General features: G+C 44.4%; 13 protein-coding genes. 10 read left to right on the top strand and 3 right to left on the bottom strand.

The window, feature by feature from the left end:
* Positions 1 to 78 precede the first annotated feature (78 nt).
* From FSU_RS01560 to FSU_RS01515, 10 genes are all read left to right on the top strand, one after another.
* The gene (locus FSU_RS01560; protein WP_015732494.1) at positions 79 to 750 is read left to right on the top strand and encodes a hypothetical protein; all 672 of its coding nucleotides are present in this window, start codon (positions 79 to 81) and stop codon (positions 748 to 750) included.
* A gap of 39 nt (positions 751 to 789) precedes the next feature.
* Positions 790 to 1,314 (top strand): hypothetical protein, encoded by a 525-nt coding sequence (locus FSU_RS01555; protein ID WP_014545159.1) that lies wholly within the window; start codon positions 790 to 792, stop codon positions 1,312 to 1,314.
* Between the two features lie 49 nt (positions 1,315 to 1,363).
* Positions 1,364 to 3,118, top strand: coding sequence for a hypothetical protein (locus tag FSU_RS01550; protein WP_014545158.1), 1,755 nt, complete (start codon positions 1,364 to 1,366; stop codon positions 3,116 to 3,118).
* Positions 3,118 to 3,849 carry an OmpA/MotB family protein gene (locus FSU_RS01545; protein ID WP_014545157.1) on the top strand — a complete coding sequence of 244 codons (732 nt, stop codon included), beginning with the start codon at positions 3,118 to 3,120 and terminating at the stop codon, positions 3,847 to 3,849. Before FSU_RS01550 ends, FSU_RS01545 begins: the two co-directional genes overlap by 1 nt.
* 10 nt (positions 3,850 to 3,859) lie before the next feature.
* Entirely contained in the window at positions 3,860 to 5,227 is a 1,368-nt protein-coding gene (locus tag FSU_RS01540; RefSeq protein ID WP_014545156.1) for an EH signature domain-containing protein, read from the top strand.
* Positions 5,217 to 8,354, top strand: a complete 3,138-nt coding sequence (locus FSU_RS01535; RefSeq protein ID WP_014545155.1) for an SNF2-related protein — start codon at positions 5,217 to 5,219, stop codon at positions 8,352 to 8,354. Before FSU_RS01540 ends, FSU_RS01535 begins: the two co-directional genes overlap by 11 nt.
* 106 nt (positions 8,355 to 8,460) lie before the next feature.
* The gene (locus FSU_RS01530) at positions 8,461 to 8,799 is read left to right on the top strand and encodes a hypothetical protein (protein WP_014545154.1); all 339 of its coding nucleotides are present in this window, start codon (positions 8,461 to 8,463) and stop codon (positions 8,797 to 8,799) included.
* A gap of 8 nt (positions 8,800 to 8,807) precedes the next feature.
* Positions 8,808 to 10,106, top strand: coding sequence for a hypothetical protein (locus FSU_RS01525; RefSeq protein ID WP_014545153.1), 1,299 nt, complete (start codon positions 8,808 to 8,810; stop codon positions 10,104 to 10,106).
* A 3-nt stretch (positions 10,107 to 10,109) separates the two neighbouring features.
* Positions 10,110 to 11,366 (top strand): hypothetical protein, encoded by a 1,257-nt coding sequence (locus tag FSU_RS01520; protein ID WP_014545152.1) that lies wholly within the window; start codon positions 10,110 to 10,112, stop codon positions 11,364 to 11,366.
* Positions 11,367 to 11,375: 9 nt separating this feature from the next.
* Positions 11,376 to 12,626 (top strand): hypothetical protein, encoded by a 1,251-nt coding sequence (locus FSU_RS01515; RefSeq protein WP_244263689.1) that lies wholly within the window; start codon positions 11,376 to 11,378, stop codon positions 12,624 to 12,626.
* A 45-nt stretch (positions 12,627 to 12,671) separates the two neighbouring features.
* Here FSU_RS01515 and hisI read toward each other — a convergent pair whose 3' ends face one another.
* From hisI to FSU_RS01500, 3 genes are all read right to left on the bottom strand, one after another.
* Entirely contained in the window at positions 12,672 to 13,022 is a 351-nt protein-coding gene (gene hisI, locus FSU_RS01510) for a phosphoribosyl-AMP cyclohydrolase (RefSeq protein ID WP_014545150.1), read from the bottom strand.
* Between the two features lie 46 nt (positions 13,023 to 13,068).
* Entirely contained in the window at positions 13,069 to 14,340 is a 1,272-nt protein-coding gene (locus FSU_RS01505) for a glutamate-5-semialdehyde dehydrogenase (protein WP_014545149.1), read from the bottom strand.
* Positions 14,341 to 14,420: 80 nt separating this feature from the next.
* On the bottom strand, positions 14,421 to 17,252 hold the full coding sequence (locus FSU_RS01500) for a glycoside hydrolase family 2 protein (RefSeq protein ID WP_014545148.1): 2,832 nt from the start codon (positions 17,250 to 17,252) through the stop codon (positions 14,421 to 14,423).
* Positions 17,253 to 17,264: the final 12 nt, after the last annotated feature.

Genomic DNA, 17,264 nt, shown 5'->3' with positions numbered 1-17,264 from the left:
CCCTGTTTACCAGTCACTGCGTACTAACCACTAAAAAGAATCCGTTTGTTGCGGGTTCTTTTTTTATATTTCTATCAAATGATTCTGAACAAATTTAAAAGTCTGCTGGCCATTCTACTGCTTGCATCGACCTGCCTGTGGGCAGAACCAGTCGGCACATCCGGGAAAAGTTCCGATGACGAACGGAGCTATTGGATCGATATCGCTTTATTCTTTGGCTCGTGGGTTGGTACTACTACGGGTGATGTGAATAAGTATCTTGATGTGAGGATGGGGTTCCCGTTCATTATTGATTTCGAATTGCAGCTATCGCGAGTGGCGGTAGGCTTTTACTATGGTTGGGGACTGATACATAGTTTACCTTACCTCTACGATGGTGTTTGCTTTACTGAATATGACCGCAGTCATGAAGAAACAGACGAATCTCTTGGGCTTACTTTAGGTTATGCGGTCTTCAATTCACGTTATGTGGAATTACAGCCCTTTATTGGTTTTGGTGGAAATATCTTCAATAATGGTAATGATGATATGGATTTCTCTACGTTTATTATGGGAGGAAACGTAGATTTTCGCTTTGATTCGGGCTATATTAATGCGGGTGAAATCGGTTTTAATTTGGGACTTATGCTTCGTCTTAAGTATATTGCGGAATTTGGGTCATTCTCCGATAAATACCGCGATGTCAAACACGAAAACTACTATATCAATCACATATTCGCGATAAGCCTCGGTATAGCGATTATGGATTAAAAGTTAAAGGTTCTTTTTTGATGAAATTTTTTATGAAGTATGTTTTTTGCATTCGCTGTTGCTTGCGCCTCAGGTGCATTTGTGGCTTGTACAACGGATAATTCAACGGTCCTTCCGGACTCCTCATCTTCGGCGAGCGCGCCTTCGTCTTCGAGCGAAACCGTCGCGGATACCGTTTGGCATCAGGCAAATCTCACATGGTACACGTCTTGGCCGGAACCCGACAGCGAAGAATGCATCGAGTACAATGGCTGCACATGGGCTGGCTACTTTGCCGGTGTTGAAGGTCAAATGACCGAAGAATGGGTGAGCCAGCACAACATCATTGCCGTTCACGAAAAGGACTGGAAACAGTATAAGCTCAAAACTTTTAGACTCCGCATGAACGGCTCCACGATTGACGCCGTAGTTTATGATATGTGTTCCGATAGCGACTGCGATGGTTGTTGTACCGAAAATGCGGGCGATATTGGATTCCTTATTGATATTGAAAAGTACACTCGTGAACGTTTTGATGGCCATGGCGACGGCGTTGTCGAATGGACTTGCTTGGATTGCGAGTAAAAAAATTATTATTAGTAAAAATAATTGCTATTAGTAGAGGCTTTCTTCTATGAATTTCATTGGAAAAATTATGGGTGATACATGCACCCTCGTTGTTCTGATTTTCTTGTTTATCATATTTGTCTACTATATTTGGAAAGTTATTAAAATATGCAAGATTACCATCTCTCAAATAGGGAATGTTGCCAATCGACCGAATTTGCTGGAATACCTTGAAAAGCCCTATTTGGTGACGAGGTTTATCTCTAAAGAGTATAAAAGAACGATTTGTTTTAAGGACCGAGATGATTCGCTTAAAACATCGGAATTTGCATCGGACTATTTCAATTTGGGAGCCATTCTGACAGCTGCTAAAATTAATGTCAATGCAATGGGCGCTGCTGCTGGCATCCTTGTCGGTATTGGTGTTCTGGGAACATTCATTGGCCTTACGATTGGTCTTGGTGATATTGATTTGACTCAGATAAAAGACAATCCTGACCAATTAATCAAAGGTGTTGGAGGCTTGATTGCGGGTATGAAAACCGCTTTTGTCACTTCTGTGGCTGGTATGCTTCTTTCTACGATTTATACCTTGGCTGAAAAATATAGCTTGAATATTTTGACTAAAAAGTGTGTCACTATATCGGACAAGCTTGATGAAGTGTACTATATCTCGGAACTTGAAAAACAGACTATTATTCAGGAACGTCAAAAGAAGGATATGTCCTATCTTGTCAAGGGCCTTGTTTCTGAAATGAACAAGTCTATGGATTCTCAGATAAAGTTTGTTGCGGCTGAAATGACCAAAAACTTTACCGCGATCGATGGCAATGGCAATACGGTAACTTCGGGCAATATGCTGAATGCTGTGATGAAATCCTGCGCCGAACAGAAATCCATGATTGAAGGTGTGCTTGAAGAATTCTATGACCGCTTGAGCGATGGGTTGAGAGAAAGCGCTCTTGAACCTTTGATGCAAAAATTGGATGAACTGACCAAGGCAATTCAGAGCCCTGCGGCATCGATGGCAAGTAGCATTGGTGATGACTTGCGCAGGAGCATCATGGAAATGATTGATGAACTTAAGAATTCTGTGTCAAATGCAACTACCGAAAGACTTGAAATTCTTGGGCGTCAATTGGATAACGCATCCGATACGATGTCAACTTTGCCTGAAATCCTCCAAAAACTGACAGAGAATATTCAAAATAATGTGGGGCAGATGAGCGAACAGATTTCTGCCGCTAATGCACAAACGGCTCAAGTGGGTGCAAATTTGGTTGAAAAGCAGTCTCAGATGAATGACAAGTCTGTGGCTCTTATGCAGGAATTTGAAAAGCAGGCAAATGCATCGACAGCAACTCTGAAAGAAACTGCAGCCTTGCTTACAAAATTTGAACGATTGCATAAGACTGTGGAATCTGCGGCTAGCAAATTGGAATCTGCTTCTGGTCATGTTGAAAATTCTGCTACGTCATTGCAACAATCGCAAGATAATTTGGTGCAGACTTATAAGAAATCCATCGAAGAAACGGATCATACTTTCAAGCAAATTGAAGAATCGCTGGACCACTCGAAGGAAGTTTCTGCGCAATATGCTCAGGAATTCTCGGAAATTAGCGAGTCGCTAGAAGGTATCTTCAAGGAACTGAGTGATGGCCTGAATCAGTATTCTGAAACTGTTGCGAAGCGGACTAAAGAATTTTTGGATGCCTACACGCAGAATGTGACCAAGGTTTCTGAAAGTCTTTCAAATACTTATGGGGAATTGAGTGATACTTTGGAAAAACTCCCGAATGTGCTGAATGGAGCAAGAAAGTAATGGCTAGACGTCATAAAATAACTTTAGATGCAGGCGGTGACCAAAATCCGTTTGCGATGTCTACAGGTGACATGATGTCTGGTTTGATGTTTGTCTTTGTTCTTTTGATTATCGCCCTTGTTTGGCAGATTACAAAACAGGACAATATTAAAAAACAGGCCATTAACAAGTATCAGGATACAAGAGACGAAATATACAAGGAATTGAAATCTACGTTTAAAGATTCTTTGAATGTGTGGGGTGCAGAATTGGATTCTGCAACTTTGACCGTTCGTTTCAATGAAATTGCGTTGGATGGAACTCCGGTCCTGTTTGCTTCGGGGGATACCTTGCTCCCGCCTCGGTATAAATCGATGATGAAGTTTTTCTTTCCAAAGTATCTTGAAATTTTGGATGGCGAAAAATTCCGTGAGCATATTGAGGAAATTCGTATTGAAGGACATACGGATTCAACTCCCTGCTACAGCTTGTGCAAAACTCTTGAACGCAATTATCTGTACAATATGAACTTGTCGCAAGCTCGTAGCCGAAATGTGCTAAGATATGGACTTACAGAAACGGATGTTTCCAAAGATACCACACTTTTGGAATTTGCGAGAAAATATATTATTGCAACGGGGCTTTCTTTTAGTCAGCCTAGAGCGACACAAGAAAAATCGAGACGTGTTGAAATCAGAGTCAGGACCAAGGCTCAGGAACAGATTGAAGAAATTATTAAAACTTTAAAGTGAGAACTTTCTGATGATCAATCTCCCTGATTTCGACAAGAAAGCTTTTGTAAAAAGAGCGAAGAATGTTTTTCCTGCTAAGTTAGAAGTTCTCTTGAATGAGCACCTTCAAAAAATGGAGGCGCTTGTTGCAAAACTTGATGTTGTCGAAGAAACTGAGATTTCAGAAAGTGCGGTTCTTGCGATAAGGCGTAAAATTGTAGCGTATTTTCGTAATACCCCAGAACAGGATCCATTCTCTATTCGGGAACGCCGTCTGATGTGCTATTTTGCGGGGGATATTGTCGGTGGACCCGTGACTTATGAAAAAATTGCAACGATAATTAATACTGGCTGGGGTGATCGCTATTTGGCTCCTTTGATGAGAGTTTGCCTTAACAAATGGAATAGTGTATCGGATGAAATTGCTCCAATGCATGATCTTTTTCTGAAAAAGTTGAAAGCTTATAAAGGTCCTCAATCCCGTTACAACGAGTGGAAAGAAAAACTGGATTATTTTAAAGCGGGGAACACGAGAGTATTAAATGGTGCTGTAAATCTTGGGAAAAATTTGAGAATGGGTTATGAATCTCCTTTGGATTTTAAGTCAGTTATCGACTTTCCCAAGGATATGATCCATTCAGAATATTTCCAGAAAGTCATTCGTACTTTCTATACAGCGGATGTCGGGAAAGGGATTCCGCAGTCTCTTGATAACGTGCTTGAAGAACATGGCAACTCTGATACGAGCATGATTGTTCTTTCTGATTTTATAAGGGGTTGTGAAGAACGCTCGGTAAAACGCGATCAATTGAAATTACAGTCTATGGCATTGCGTCGGATTGGTCATCCGGCCGATAAAGGCAAATGGACTCTATTTGATAAGAGAGATTCCGAGTTGCAGAAAAAAGTTGAAAATGCACGGCAAATCGTGAATTTTTGGCTGATTCAAGAATATATCAACGAAATTTTCCAAACGTTGATCGTTGACCCGCGGCGTAAAGAATTTTGGTTACAGTTGACTAAGACTATTTCGGATGTTAAAGTCATTGGACCCGCAGATGGCAAGAGGCGCTTGTCGCGAATTGAATCGTTGAAGGATTCCTTGGATTACTGCTTTAAGGTTACTGCGTCGCAGACCAGTGCGTATGCGTTTGTAATGACCATTGGTTCGTACAAGTTTATTGAATTTTCGGAAAAGGGAAATGCCTTGTACATCTACCGAAATGATGAAAATGTGGACCAACTCCTGGGTGCTAATCGCATATATTCGGTAAATGATTTGAAAAAGCCTTATCTTCCGAATATGGATACTTCTTACGCTTACAGTTGCAGAATGGTCCATAAATCGAGTAACTGGGAATATCCTCTTCTTATGTGGATGAAACGATATGTTAGATAGTATCAAAATTACGGAAACAAGTTTTGTCTTTGATAATACCAACGCTCCTTTTTTGAAGACGTTGACGGATAATGGTTTTGCCACGCTACTTGCGGATGGCGGTATAGATGTTCCCTTTGAAAATGTCTATGAGCTAAATGAATTTGAACGCGAAATTGTGGGGCTTCCGCCACTCTATCCGTTTGAAATTCTTGTTTCCCATCAGGGAATTCCCTTTACGCCCGCATTCACCTATGAGGTCTCTTACAAGTCTTTTGCTCCGTGTGGCGATGAACTTCCTAAAAAAGAGCAGAAAGGACCTGTCGTTTCGTTGATAGTCAAAGGTGAACAGATTGAATATCTGCTGACTCTAGAACAATATCGCCTTGTAAAAGCGTTGGCTGAATTTAATGGATTGCAGTCTAAAAGTAAATTGGAGTCTTACAAGAGCTTTGCCGAAATCAAGGAGCTGTCTAAAGAATCTGCTTCGGCGCTTGACGAAACTTTAAATAACAGAAATGTCGTTTTGCCAAAGAATGTTCGGCTTGACATTTCTTATAACAATGGTGAACTTGAAATTACTCCCTCCATTGATGATTCATCAAATGATGAATTTGTTAAAAAGTTTGATGGCAGTTCGGAAGTCCATGACCATTATCCGATGGCAAAAGGGGTACAGAAGACTATTGTTGTCTTGGATACTCCGGTTCAGGAATCGCTCAAGAAAGTCAAGCAAAAACGCAAAGTCAAAAATCCAGAAGAAATCAAGGCCATTGTAGAACATCCGGAAGAATTCTTTGATCCCGAAGTGACTGATTTGTCTGCTTTTTATAGCGACCGAGTGATAGGAAAGGGCTTGTATGAACCGAAAGTCTATCCGTTTATTACGCCTTATAAATCGCAGTGGATTCCTTCTTTCGAAGTTGAAGACCGTACGAATGGTACAACGAAAATCGCCATAAAGAATGCAACGGAACTCGCTGAATTTAGCGAAGCTATAGCTACGGCAAAGCGAGAAAATAAACCATATTGCGAATACAAGGGCGCGAATATTTCCATCGGTGAAGCCGAGAAAATGGAAAAGTTTGCTAAAGAACAGCTTCGTAAAAAAGAAGCTGTTACCGCGACAGGCCCGAATTCTATTGAAGAGAAAAAGAAACAGCACGAAGTGCTTCTGATTGAAGAAAATCTGGAAGTGACTGGTTACGATGTCACCAAGGAACAGAATTATTTGCCAAAGCATCTTACGTTGGAAGAAAATCCTTATCTTCAAAAAGAATTCAAGCTAAAAGACCATCAGGTTGAAGGTATTGCGTGGTTGCAGAATTTGGCTAAAAATGCAAAAGGCGGGCTTTTGGCCGATGATATGGGGCTTGGAAAAACCCTTCAAGTGCTTTACATGCTCGATTGGCATTCTCGATTTAATAATGCTGCGAATAAACCGTATCTCATTGTTGCTCCGGTGTCTTTGCTTGAAAACTGGGTTCGTGAATACAAGCGATTCTTTAAAGAAGGAATGAATATTGAAATTGTAGAGCGCATTCCTAATGAAAATAAGGGCTTTGTTGCATTTCATGCCTATAAGCATATCATGGTTGTGGGGTATGAGGCTATGCGCCGTGGACAGTTTACTCTTGCTGCGATTGATTTTGCGGTAATTGTGTTGGACGAAGCGCAAAAAGTGAAGGCCCCTGGTGCTATGGTGACGAATGCAGCGAAAGCATTGAAAAGCGATTTGCGCATTTCAATGACGGGTACTCCTGTTGAAAATACCTACATGGATTTGTGGTGCATTATGGATTTTGCAGTACCGGGATTGCTTGGAAACGCTAAGGAATTTGCCCGAAAGTACCAAGACCCGCTCAAAGATGCTGAAACCGATATCGCCATGTTGGGAAACAAGTTGAGGCATGAATTGGGTGGCTACTTCCTTCGCCGCATTAAGTCTGAAGTGAGTAAGGACTTGCCCGAAAAACATGTGGAGTATCACAAAGTTCCCATGCCTTCTGAACAATACAGCCGCTATGTTGCCGCAATTAACTTGGGAATAAAGACTCACGCCCATCCGTTTGAACGCATTCAGAGCTTGAGAAAAATCAGTGACCATCCGTATTTGGATTTTAAGGATGTAGACCACCTTTCTGTAGATGACTTGATTCGTAGTTCTGCAAAGTTGTCTGCAACGATGCGGATTCTTGAAGATATTCGGGCGAAAAACGAAAAGGTGATTATCTTCACGGACCGTCGCGATATGCAACGGATGTTCCAGCGTATTTTGCTCCAAAAGTTTGGAATCGAGGCGAGTGTCATCAACGGCGATACATCGACATCTGACAGGGGCAATAAAGTCTCGCGCCAAAAAACGGTTGATATTTTCCAGGAAAAAAGCGGCTTCAACGTTATCATTATGTCGCAACTTGCTGCTGGTGTCGGCTTGAATGTGGTGGGTGCAAACCATGTGATTCATTATTCCCGTCATTGGAATCCTGCGAAGGAAATGCAAGCGACAGATCGTGTTTATCGTATTGGGCAGACCAAGGACGTCTATGTTCATTTCCCAATGGCTGTGTGTGATAACTTTGATTCGTTTGATGTTGTGCTGGATGCTCTTCTACAAAATAAAACGCACCTTGCGTCTGCATCATTGTATCCTACCGATCGTATTGAAGTGGTTCAGAAGGAACTTGATGGAAAACTTTTTGGTACGACCATGGCGGACGACCAATCCTATGTTGCTCTCGAGGATATTGATGATATGAATGAATATCTGTTCGAAGCGTTTGTGGCTGTTTTCTATGCTGCATTAGGGTATAAGACTGTTGTTACTCCGCGCAGTGGTGATAAGGGCGTCGATGTGCTTGCTTTTGGTTCCAAAGACAATTTGGCTATTCAGTGCAAACATTCTCGTAACAAAGTCGGTGTTGAAGCTTTGGGCGAAGTGGCTGTTGGCGCAAATGTCTACAAGGAAAAATATTCGGGAAAGGTTTTTAAGCCTGTTGTTTTTACCAATAGTGAATTTGGAGTAGATGCTAAAGAAAGGGCTAAATCAAGCGACATAACTCTTGTTGACGGCTCTTCGCTAAGTAAATCTTTCAAATCGAATACATATCAATGGAACGATGTATACATGGCCGATTCCAATAGATAATAATAAACGTTGTTTGTGTTTGTTTGAACTGAATTTTTAATGAGTTTGTCTTGCCGACTGATGTGAATTTGTATATTTATCTTGATAAATTTGAGAAGGATGATAAATGAGATTGGTTGGGCAGAAAATTTCTATTGCATTGCTCGCATTGTCTTTTGCGGGATGTGCAGGTTCAAATCAAAATGGGACTCAGCAATCCTTGCGACGAGCGCCGCTTGATGAATCTGTTGAAGTTGCCATTATACCGGCATCTTTGCTCCCGATAATTCCTGAAAAAGCAGAACATGTGAATACGCTTCTGTTGACAGGAAGTGCTTTTGGTAACGAGGAAGTTTTTAAAAGCGTAGCCAGGAAACAAGGTGCAAACTTTGTTTTTGTGAAAAAGACAGGCGAGTATTATGGCTCTACCGCGTCTGTTGTTGACCTGTACTATCTTCCGGAATAGGCTCACAAATGAAACCATTCTTCCTTTTGATATTGCTTTGCTCTATAGCCTCGTTTGCACAGCCATCAATAAATAAAAATTTTGACGAATTTGAAAAGAGTCTGATGCTCAACGGTTCTGCCGAAAATTCGGCCGAATCTGAACAACCAAGCCTAGACAAATTTGAACAGAGCCTGATGGCAGAATCTTCAGATATGGAGCCGATTTACAGAGCTCGTGATAACCTTCTTGAATCATTGAAGGAAAAGGATTATTCCCAAGTCTTGAAACTTATGGATACACTCTCGACAATGGAAAATCGCATGGTCATTCCGTTGAGTTCTATTGAAAAGGAAGTGATTTATATTGAAATCCAAAAGTACGATAAGCTGCTTGATTATTTAGTAGAATTTTATCGTGGTGTTTATGATACGTCCCGTTACGAACAGAATGTCGTGTTTGCATCTCAAGACGGATTGGAAATATATCTTCAACAGAGATTGCGTGAACGCACTGAATTCAAAAATGAATTTTATTCATTGAATGAAGAAGTCCTGAAAAAGCTTCCGAAGCGCAAACGCGATAAGCTCAAAATGTTGCTCTTGCTCCCTGAAGCGTACAAGAGCGAAAAGTATGGAACGATTGTTTTGCATTTGGCGGAATCGCTTATTGCTGACTATTCGAATGATCCTGATGTTCCGTGGATAAAGAATTGCATTTACTTGCCTCTTTCAAGGATGGATCCTGTGGAATTCATGTTGCAAAGGCGTAAGGAGCAAAAAGAGAATATCATTCAGGAAAAACTCTATTCTGGCGGCTTTGGCTTGAACGCTCTCTTTATCTCATTGGGTGGAGCTTCTGGTTCCAAGAACTTTTACAACAGGGAACGCTTTGAAGTCGAAAATTTACCTATAAACATTGAAATCTATGCTCAAATAAAGCGCTTTGCCATTTTGGGTGAACTCGTCAATAATGGAATGACGGGTAGCCATACTTATGAGGTCGGGCTTGGCTTTGTGGCGTTTGACAGCCGTTATCTTAAGGTGCGCCCCTATATCGCTTGGGGTAAATCGTTTATGGAAATGCGCCCGAAAGATGACGAATGGGTGGCTTATGGCAATGATTCTGGCCCGATGACTTTTACTGCTGCTGTGAATGTGGATTTCAAGTTCATTACGGCTTTCCTCTTTTATGCCGATCATGCTTTCTCCAGTTTTTCTCTTGTAGGCAAACTTGGTTTTTCAAATATTGATTTTGATCATAAGTATGTTAAGGGCGAAACGACTAGCTTTTTCTTCAATCTTGGACTTGGAATTTATTTGTGGTAAATTATGAAAATGCGAATTCTACTTTCATTGCTTTTGCTTAGTGTCGTGGCTTTCTCTCAGCCATCCAAAAAAGAACTGTATGACCGTGCTCGAGATGTTCTTCGAAAGTCTTTGGAGTGCCGAGACTACGAACGTGCCGGTGAAGCGTTGGACTACTTGAAAACGAATGTGGAGAATGGTGCTCCGCTTTCGGAAATGGAAGAGTATTTGGTGAATCTTGAATTGGGCCGATTTGAGGATGCTCTTGTTTTCTACGGAGACATTCACCGGGATATCTTTGATAAAAACTACACGCGCCCTGCTGTAAGCCGTGTTGAAGTTGAAGATTTGTTGAATCGTTATCTGATACAAACGAATAAAATGGATAAGCGATTTGTTGATTCATTATGTGTGCGCATAGATGCTTCGGATGAAAGGCAAGAGTACAAACTTTTGCACAAGACCCTCATTTATTTGGACTTTGTTGCTGCTCACGCTTCTACGGTGGGTGAAGGGGACGACGTTGTTGTTTTGAACTATAATGAAGATTTGTCTTCTCTTGAGGAATTCCTCGCTTTGATCAAAAAGTATGTTGAGGAGTATCCTTATTCGGATCATGCCGCGTATTTGAAGGATTTGTTTATTGGCCCGGTCCAAAAGTATTTGGAAGAGCAAAAACAGTTCAAACAGGATCCTTTGGGACAAAAGTACTATACGGGTGGATTTGGATTTTATATGTACATGGGCTTTGGCTTTATGACAGGCGAGGGGAGCGATTATCTGAATTACGAATCGGATACGCCCATTATGCTTGGCTTGGATTTCCGTGTGAAGCGCTTTGATTTGAGCTTGTTCTGGTCGTTTGGTTATATTACCGGATATAATTTTAAAAAGTGCGATGTTGATGTAAAGGAGATGTCTTCGGGGGGTATAAATATCTATGGACGTGAAGGAACGTGGGCGGTTGGCGCAAGTCTTGGGTTTGTTGCTTACGATTCGAAATATTTGCGAGTAGAACCTTTTGTCGGTGTGTCTAGCCTGAGATATGATCATCTTGCAAGTACAACGCTTGTTCCTGAATTTATGTTGGGCAATAATGTCGACTTCCGTTTTTATGCGGCTCAGCCATCGTCTGTGGGGGCTTATGCGCATTCGTTCTTGTTGCGCTTTAAGTACATGATGCATATTGGTTCTGTTGAAGAAAAATGCTGTAACAACGGCAAGGACTTTAGCGCCGTTAGACATACTTTTGCTTTTGGTATTGGTGCGGAACTCTGGTAAATGGTGAAAATGCGTTCTTTGTTCGTCTTGATATTTCTTTGCCTTGCATCGGCTAGTCTTTGGGCGCAAGAATCGCAGATGGTTTCCAAGAAGTCTCTGTTCTTGCGTGCTCGCGAAGTGCTGCATGAATCCTTGAAAAACGAAGATTATGAACGCGCTGCGACCGCTTTTGATTACCTTAGGGAAAACGTGAGTGCAGGCGCTCCGCTGGAATTGTTTGAGGAATATCTAGTGGATATGGAACTCAAGCGTTTCGAAAATGCAATCGCGATTTATACGGATGGCAGGCGTGCGTTTCTAGATTCTGCATACACGAAGAAATTTGATTTGCGCCTTAGGGAAAATGATGGCTTAAATCTCTATTTGTACAGACATCTTTCGCCTTTTGACAAGCCTATTGCGGATTCGCTGATTGCCCGCGTAGATTCTTCGGACATTAAGCAGGAATCTAAAGATTTGTACAAGACTTTGCTTTATTCCGAAATTCTCCTAGGCTATAAAACCAAACTCTCTAATTCCTCGGATTCTGTGCGCTATATCTATTTTATCAAGGATACCACTTGCGCCGAAGATTTTTTATTGACTGCTCAAAATTTTGTTCAAAATTATCCTTCTTCAGTCCATAGTTCTTATTTGAAGGATCAGATTATTCCGTTTGTTCAAAAAATAATGGATAGACATCGCCTTTATCGCAAGGATCCGTTTGCACATAAATATTATACGGGCGGGAGCAATTTGTACGTGTACAAATGGATGGGTACGTTGAGTGGTGATGCAACGGATTATTTGAATAATAAGATGGGGACATCATTCATGATTGAATTGTCTCTCCGTTCTTGGAGATTTAGCTTGAACGGCTACTATTCCTATGGGATGATTACTTATTTAAAGCCTGATTTTAAAAACGATTCTGATGATGTAAGCGAGGAAGATGTTACGTATGGCTTGAATTTGGGCTTTACCGCATTTGATTCCCGGTATATTCGTGTTGAACCGTTTTTAGGTTATTCAAGGACAAGTTTTGAAAGTGTTGCCCATGCAGATGCTTCGGATGAATTTGCTTTGGGAACAAATATTGATTATCGATTCTGGTCAACAACGCCGAAAAATGCATTCAGTTACTTGACCGTTTCCTGCTTTTTGCGCTTTAAGTATATGGCCCAGTTTGGTTCCTTTAAGCAGGAAGGCGTCGGGAACAATAAAAAACTTGGAACTGTCCGGCATACGTTCGCTCTAGGTGTGGGCATCGGGGACTGGTAATAAGACTGGTAACAAAAAAGCTCGGCTTTTGGCCGAGCTGAATTTTTACTTATCGCATGTTTTAAAGAAGCAGCTGCGAGCGCCTGTGTGGCAAGCGACCTGCGGTCCCTTCATTCGCACCTTGAAAAGCAGTGCGTCGGAGTCGCAGTCGGCGGCCCATTCGACGACCGTCATCACGTTTCCGCTGGTGTCGCCTTTGTGCCAGTATTCCTTGCGGCTACGGCTCCAGAACACCATTTCGCCACATTCGTGCGTGCGGCGGAGTGCTTCTTCGTTCATCCATGCCATCATCAGCACATCGCCCTTGTCGGCGTCCTGAACGATTGCCGGTGCGAGCTTCACGCCACCGAATTCCACTTCGAACTTTACTTCTTTGATTAAGTCTTCAAACTTCATCTTTCGTCTCTCGTCTGTAGGCGCGAAGCGCCGTTCTTTCGTCTAATTATCCGCGAACCTGTCCGTTGCCACGGAGAATCCACTTGTAGCTGCAGAGGCTTTCGACGCCCATGGGGCCGCGTGCATGGAGCTTGTCCGTAGAAATGCCCACTTCAGCACCGAGACCGTATTCGCCACCGTCTGCAAAGCGTGTGCTGGCATTCACCATGACGCTGCTGCTATCGACATTTGCGACAAAGTAGTCCTGAACGCTTGCATCTTCTGCAACAACGGCTTCTGTGTGGCGGCTGCTGTTCTTTTCGATGTGGTCGCAGGCTTCTTCGACGTTATCGACGAACTTGACGCTTGCCTTGAGGGCGAGGTATTCGTGATGGTAGTTGCTATCATCGCCGATGTCCTTGATGCGGCTGTCGTGCGATTGGGCATCCTTGTTGCCAAAGAGTTCCACACCGCGATCGGCGAGGCAATCAATGAGCTTCTTGACGTTTGCATCATCAATGTGGCGGTCGATAATCACGCATTCCATGGCGTTGCACACACACGTGCGCTGCGTCTTGGCGTTGATGAGAATGTTCACTGCCTTTTCCATGTCGGCGGACTTGTCCACGTACACATGGCAGATGCCGTTGAAGTGCTTGATGACAGGAATCTTGCTCTGTTCTACGACGGCGCGGATCAAGCGTTCGCCACCGCGGGGAATCACGAGGTCGAGGCAATCGTTACGCTGCAAGAGCATGCCCACGAGGTCATGGCTCGTTTCGGTCACGAGCTGCACGGCATCCTTGTCGACGCCGTTTTCTTCAAGAGCCTGGTGGAAAATTCCGGCGAGGCACTTAGCAGAGTTTAGCGATTCCTTGCCGCCACGGAGAATCACGGCATTGCCCGCCTTAAAGCAAAGGCAAGCGCCGTCAATCGTCACGTTCGGGCGGCTTTCAAAAATAAAGAACACAGAACCTATCGGCACAGCGACACGGCTAATCTTGATGCCGTTCTTGAGTTCACGAGATTCAAGAACGCGGCCAAGCGGGTCGGTAAATGCGGCGATTTCTTCGGCACCCTTGGCCATGGATTCGATGCGGGCATCGTTCAAAGTCAGGCGATCCATCTTGGAATCGTCGAGCTTGCCGGCGGCTGCTTCGAGGTCAATCTTGTTGGCGGCGAGAATTTCCGGCTTCTTTGCACGGAGGATTTCTGCAACACGTGCGAGCACGGCTGCGCGCTTTTCAGCGCTCAATGTACGAATTTTCTTGCTCGCGTTCTTTGCGTTGTTGGCGAGCTCGTCAGAGTATTTTTCCAAATTAACGTTATTCTGTGTCATAAGAGCAAATATAGAAAACGAAAAAGTCCCGCACCAGGGCGGGACTCTTGTAATTGCGTTTGAACTATGCCGATTCTGGATTACAGCAAGTTCACGATTGCCGTGAACAGAGCATCCGAAAGGGCGTTCGTTTCCAAGCCTTCAATCACGCTGAACTGGTTGAACATGATCTGACCCTTGCCAAACGGCACGAGCTGCAGGTCCACACCCGTCTTGATTTCGCCATCCTTGAGCGTCACGGAACGTGCATAGACCTTAGCGCCAGCGAGCTCGTTCAACGAAATGCCCGGCATAGCCGATGCAGAGTTGTGGTCGAGAACGCCGTTGCCACCGAACACAGCGAGGAGCGGAGAATCCTTCGGCAAGTAGTGCAAGCTGAATTCGTTTGCACCCGTTGTCCAGTGGGCTTCGATCTTGTTTTCGAAGTTGTGGCTCTGGTTCAAGAGGTCGATATCTTCAGTCGTCATATCGGAGAGCAACAAAGTCTTGCCACCGTTCTTCGTGACATCGATAATCTTTTCCAAGATTTCATCTGGCCAAGAACTCAAGTTTGCAGTGAAGATAATTTGTTCGGAACCGTCGAGAGCGGCGAGCACATCGCTCGATTCGTCATAGTTATCCAAGAAGCAAACCTTGCTCATGGCGTCCTTCACGTCGGCCTGTTCAATCACGATCAAGTCTTCGTAGCTAGAATGGATTTCCTTGCCGCAATCCTTGAGCGTGAGCTTAATCTTGTACAAACCGGTAGCGCGCGGAGCCATCAACGTGCAAATGCCAAGCTGCGTAAGAGTCTTCTTTTCGGCAGGTTCTTCCGGCATGACCTTCTGCGTGTTGAGGACTTTGTCCTTAGCGTCGAGGAGCGAAACTTCGATTTCCACATCTTCCAAACGGCTGTTGTTCAAAAGCGTGAGCTGGAAGCTGACTTCGCTCTGCGGTGTGGCAACGTGTTCAAGTTCGCTGATGAGCACGCGGCTCGGAGTCGTGATTTCACGAGCAAAATTCTGGACGCCCTTGGACTTTCTGTTTTCGTCGTTAAGGCCGCTAAAGTCGGTGCCGTTGTCGGCCCACTGGTCGAGGAAGAAACCAGAAATCTGCGGGTTGCTCTGGAATGCCGTAATCTGGTCGTACTTGCTCTTGAGGGCGATGCGGTAAACATCGGCGTTGAACGATTCAAAGTTCGGCCAAATGGAGAGCTTGCTATCGTCGACGAACGTTTCCACAGACTTGAATTCGTTCTTGATCGCCTTCTGGCTCTTGATGCTGCGAGGACCGGCGATGGTGGTTGCGCGCTTCGGGAAGAGCGTATTGTTCTTGAGCGTCACCAAAACCTTGTTTTCGATATCGTTCAAAATCGGTTCTTCTTCATCCTGGAAGTGGCTGTCTCCAAGACCCGTATCCGGCACCATGAGTTCTTCGTCTTCCTTGTCCAGCATGTGGGCGAGGTAGTGCGTGTAAGCGGCACTCGGGTTTAAACGCGGGTTCACGCGCATCGTGGCGTACTGCGAAATACGGTCGATGGAAACCGGGATAATCTTACCCGTATCCTTGTGGAAGTTTGCTTCGTTGTCGAGGTAGATACTGTTGAAGTTGCTGATAGCCGGGCGGCAGGTGTCGATCGGGCTAATGGCGTTCAAGAGCTTGTTACCGTTCTGGAGCATGAATGTTCCGTTTTCGGAACCGAGAATCCAGGCGGCGATGCACGGATGGTTGTGCTGGTCACGCACCATGTCGTTGATGAGCTTCTTCGTGATTTCGAGACCCTGTGCGGTAGAACGCATCGTGTGGATCGGGAATTCCTGGAACACAAACAAACCAATCTTGTCGCAGATGTCGAGAGCCGTGCTGCTGAGCGGAGCGCCGCAAGAACGGATGACGTTGAAGCCTGCTGCCTTCACGGCGTTCAAGTCCTTTTCGAGAGCCGGGTTCTGGTCTGTCCAGAGGCCGCCTTCGCTCCACTGCTGGTTGTAGCTCACGCCCATGAGCTTCACGATGGAGTCGTTGATGTAGTAGTCACCCTTGAGGCAGTCGAACTTGCGGAAGCCGAAAGTCTTCACGACAGGGAAGGTGTATTCCGGAGCCTTGCCCTTGGCGCCCTTGATTTCGAGCTGCATTTCGATGGCAAACAGGTTCGGACGTTCCGGACTCCAGACGCACTTGTCCTTCTTCCAGTCCTTGATGCCAAGCAAGAACTTTTGCGTGGCGTTTTCCTTTTCGAGCTTGATGTCCTTGAAGAATTCGTAAACGTCGCCGTTCGGGTTCTTCATGAGGATGCGGAGGCGGGACTGGTAACCACGCGGGTTGTTGAAGAATGCTTCGACAGAAACGCGTTCCTGGTCCATGTCCGGTTCGACGTGAATGTCAGAAATGAATGCGGCGTTGCCGAGAATCAAGTCCACGTGACCGCAGATACCGCCATACGGATACTGCGACCAGGGGAGGCCAACCGGCATTTCTCCCGGGTGGGCGTAGCGGTCGTTTGCGCCTTCCTTGCTTTCGCGACCGAAGTCGATGCGGCTGTTCGTTGCACCCATGTTTGCAACGCGGATGCAGAGAATGTTTTCTTCGCCGAGCTTGATTGCCTTCTGAGTTTCAATGACAAAGGACGTGTAAGCGCCAAAGTGGTCGCCCAAAAGTTTACCGTTAAGCCAGATGGTGGCGTGTGTTGCGATCTTTTCAAAGCGGAGGAAAATGCGCTTTGTGACCTGCTTTTCGTCGTCAATCGTGAATCTCTTGAAATAGAATGCGCAGTCCTGGGCCATCAAAAGCTTGTCAAAAGCTCTTTCCCAGATGTGGGGAACGCTAACAGTCTGTGTTTTTTCAGGATACGTTGCATACCAACGATTGGAGATGCCGGTGTCTTCCGTGTCCCAGATCATCTGCCAATCGCCATCAAGGCTGATAATTTTGCTCATTAGGGGATCCTT

Source organism: Fibrobacter succinogenes subsp. succinogenes S85, from assembly GCF_000146505.1.
GTDB classification, from domain to species: domain Bacteria; phylum Fibrobacterota; class Fibrobacteria; order Fibrobacterales; family Fibrobacteraceae; genus Fibrobacter; species Fibrobacter succinogenes.
This window is presented reverse-complemented; position numbering and strand designations above follow the sequence as displayed.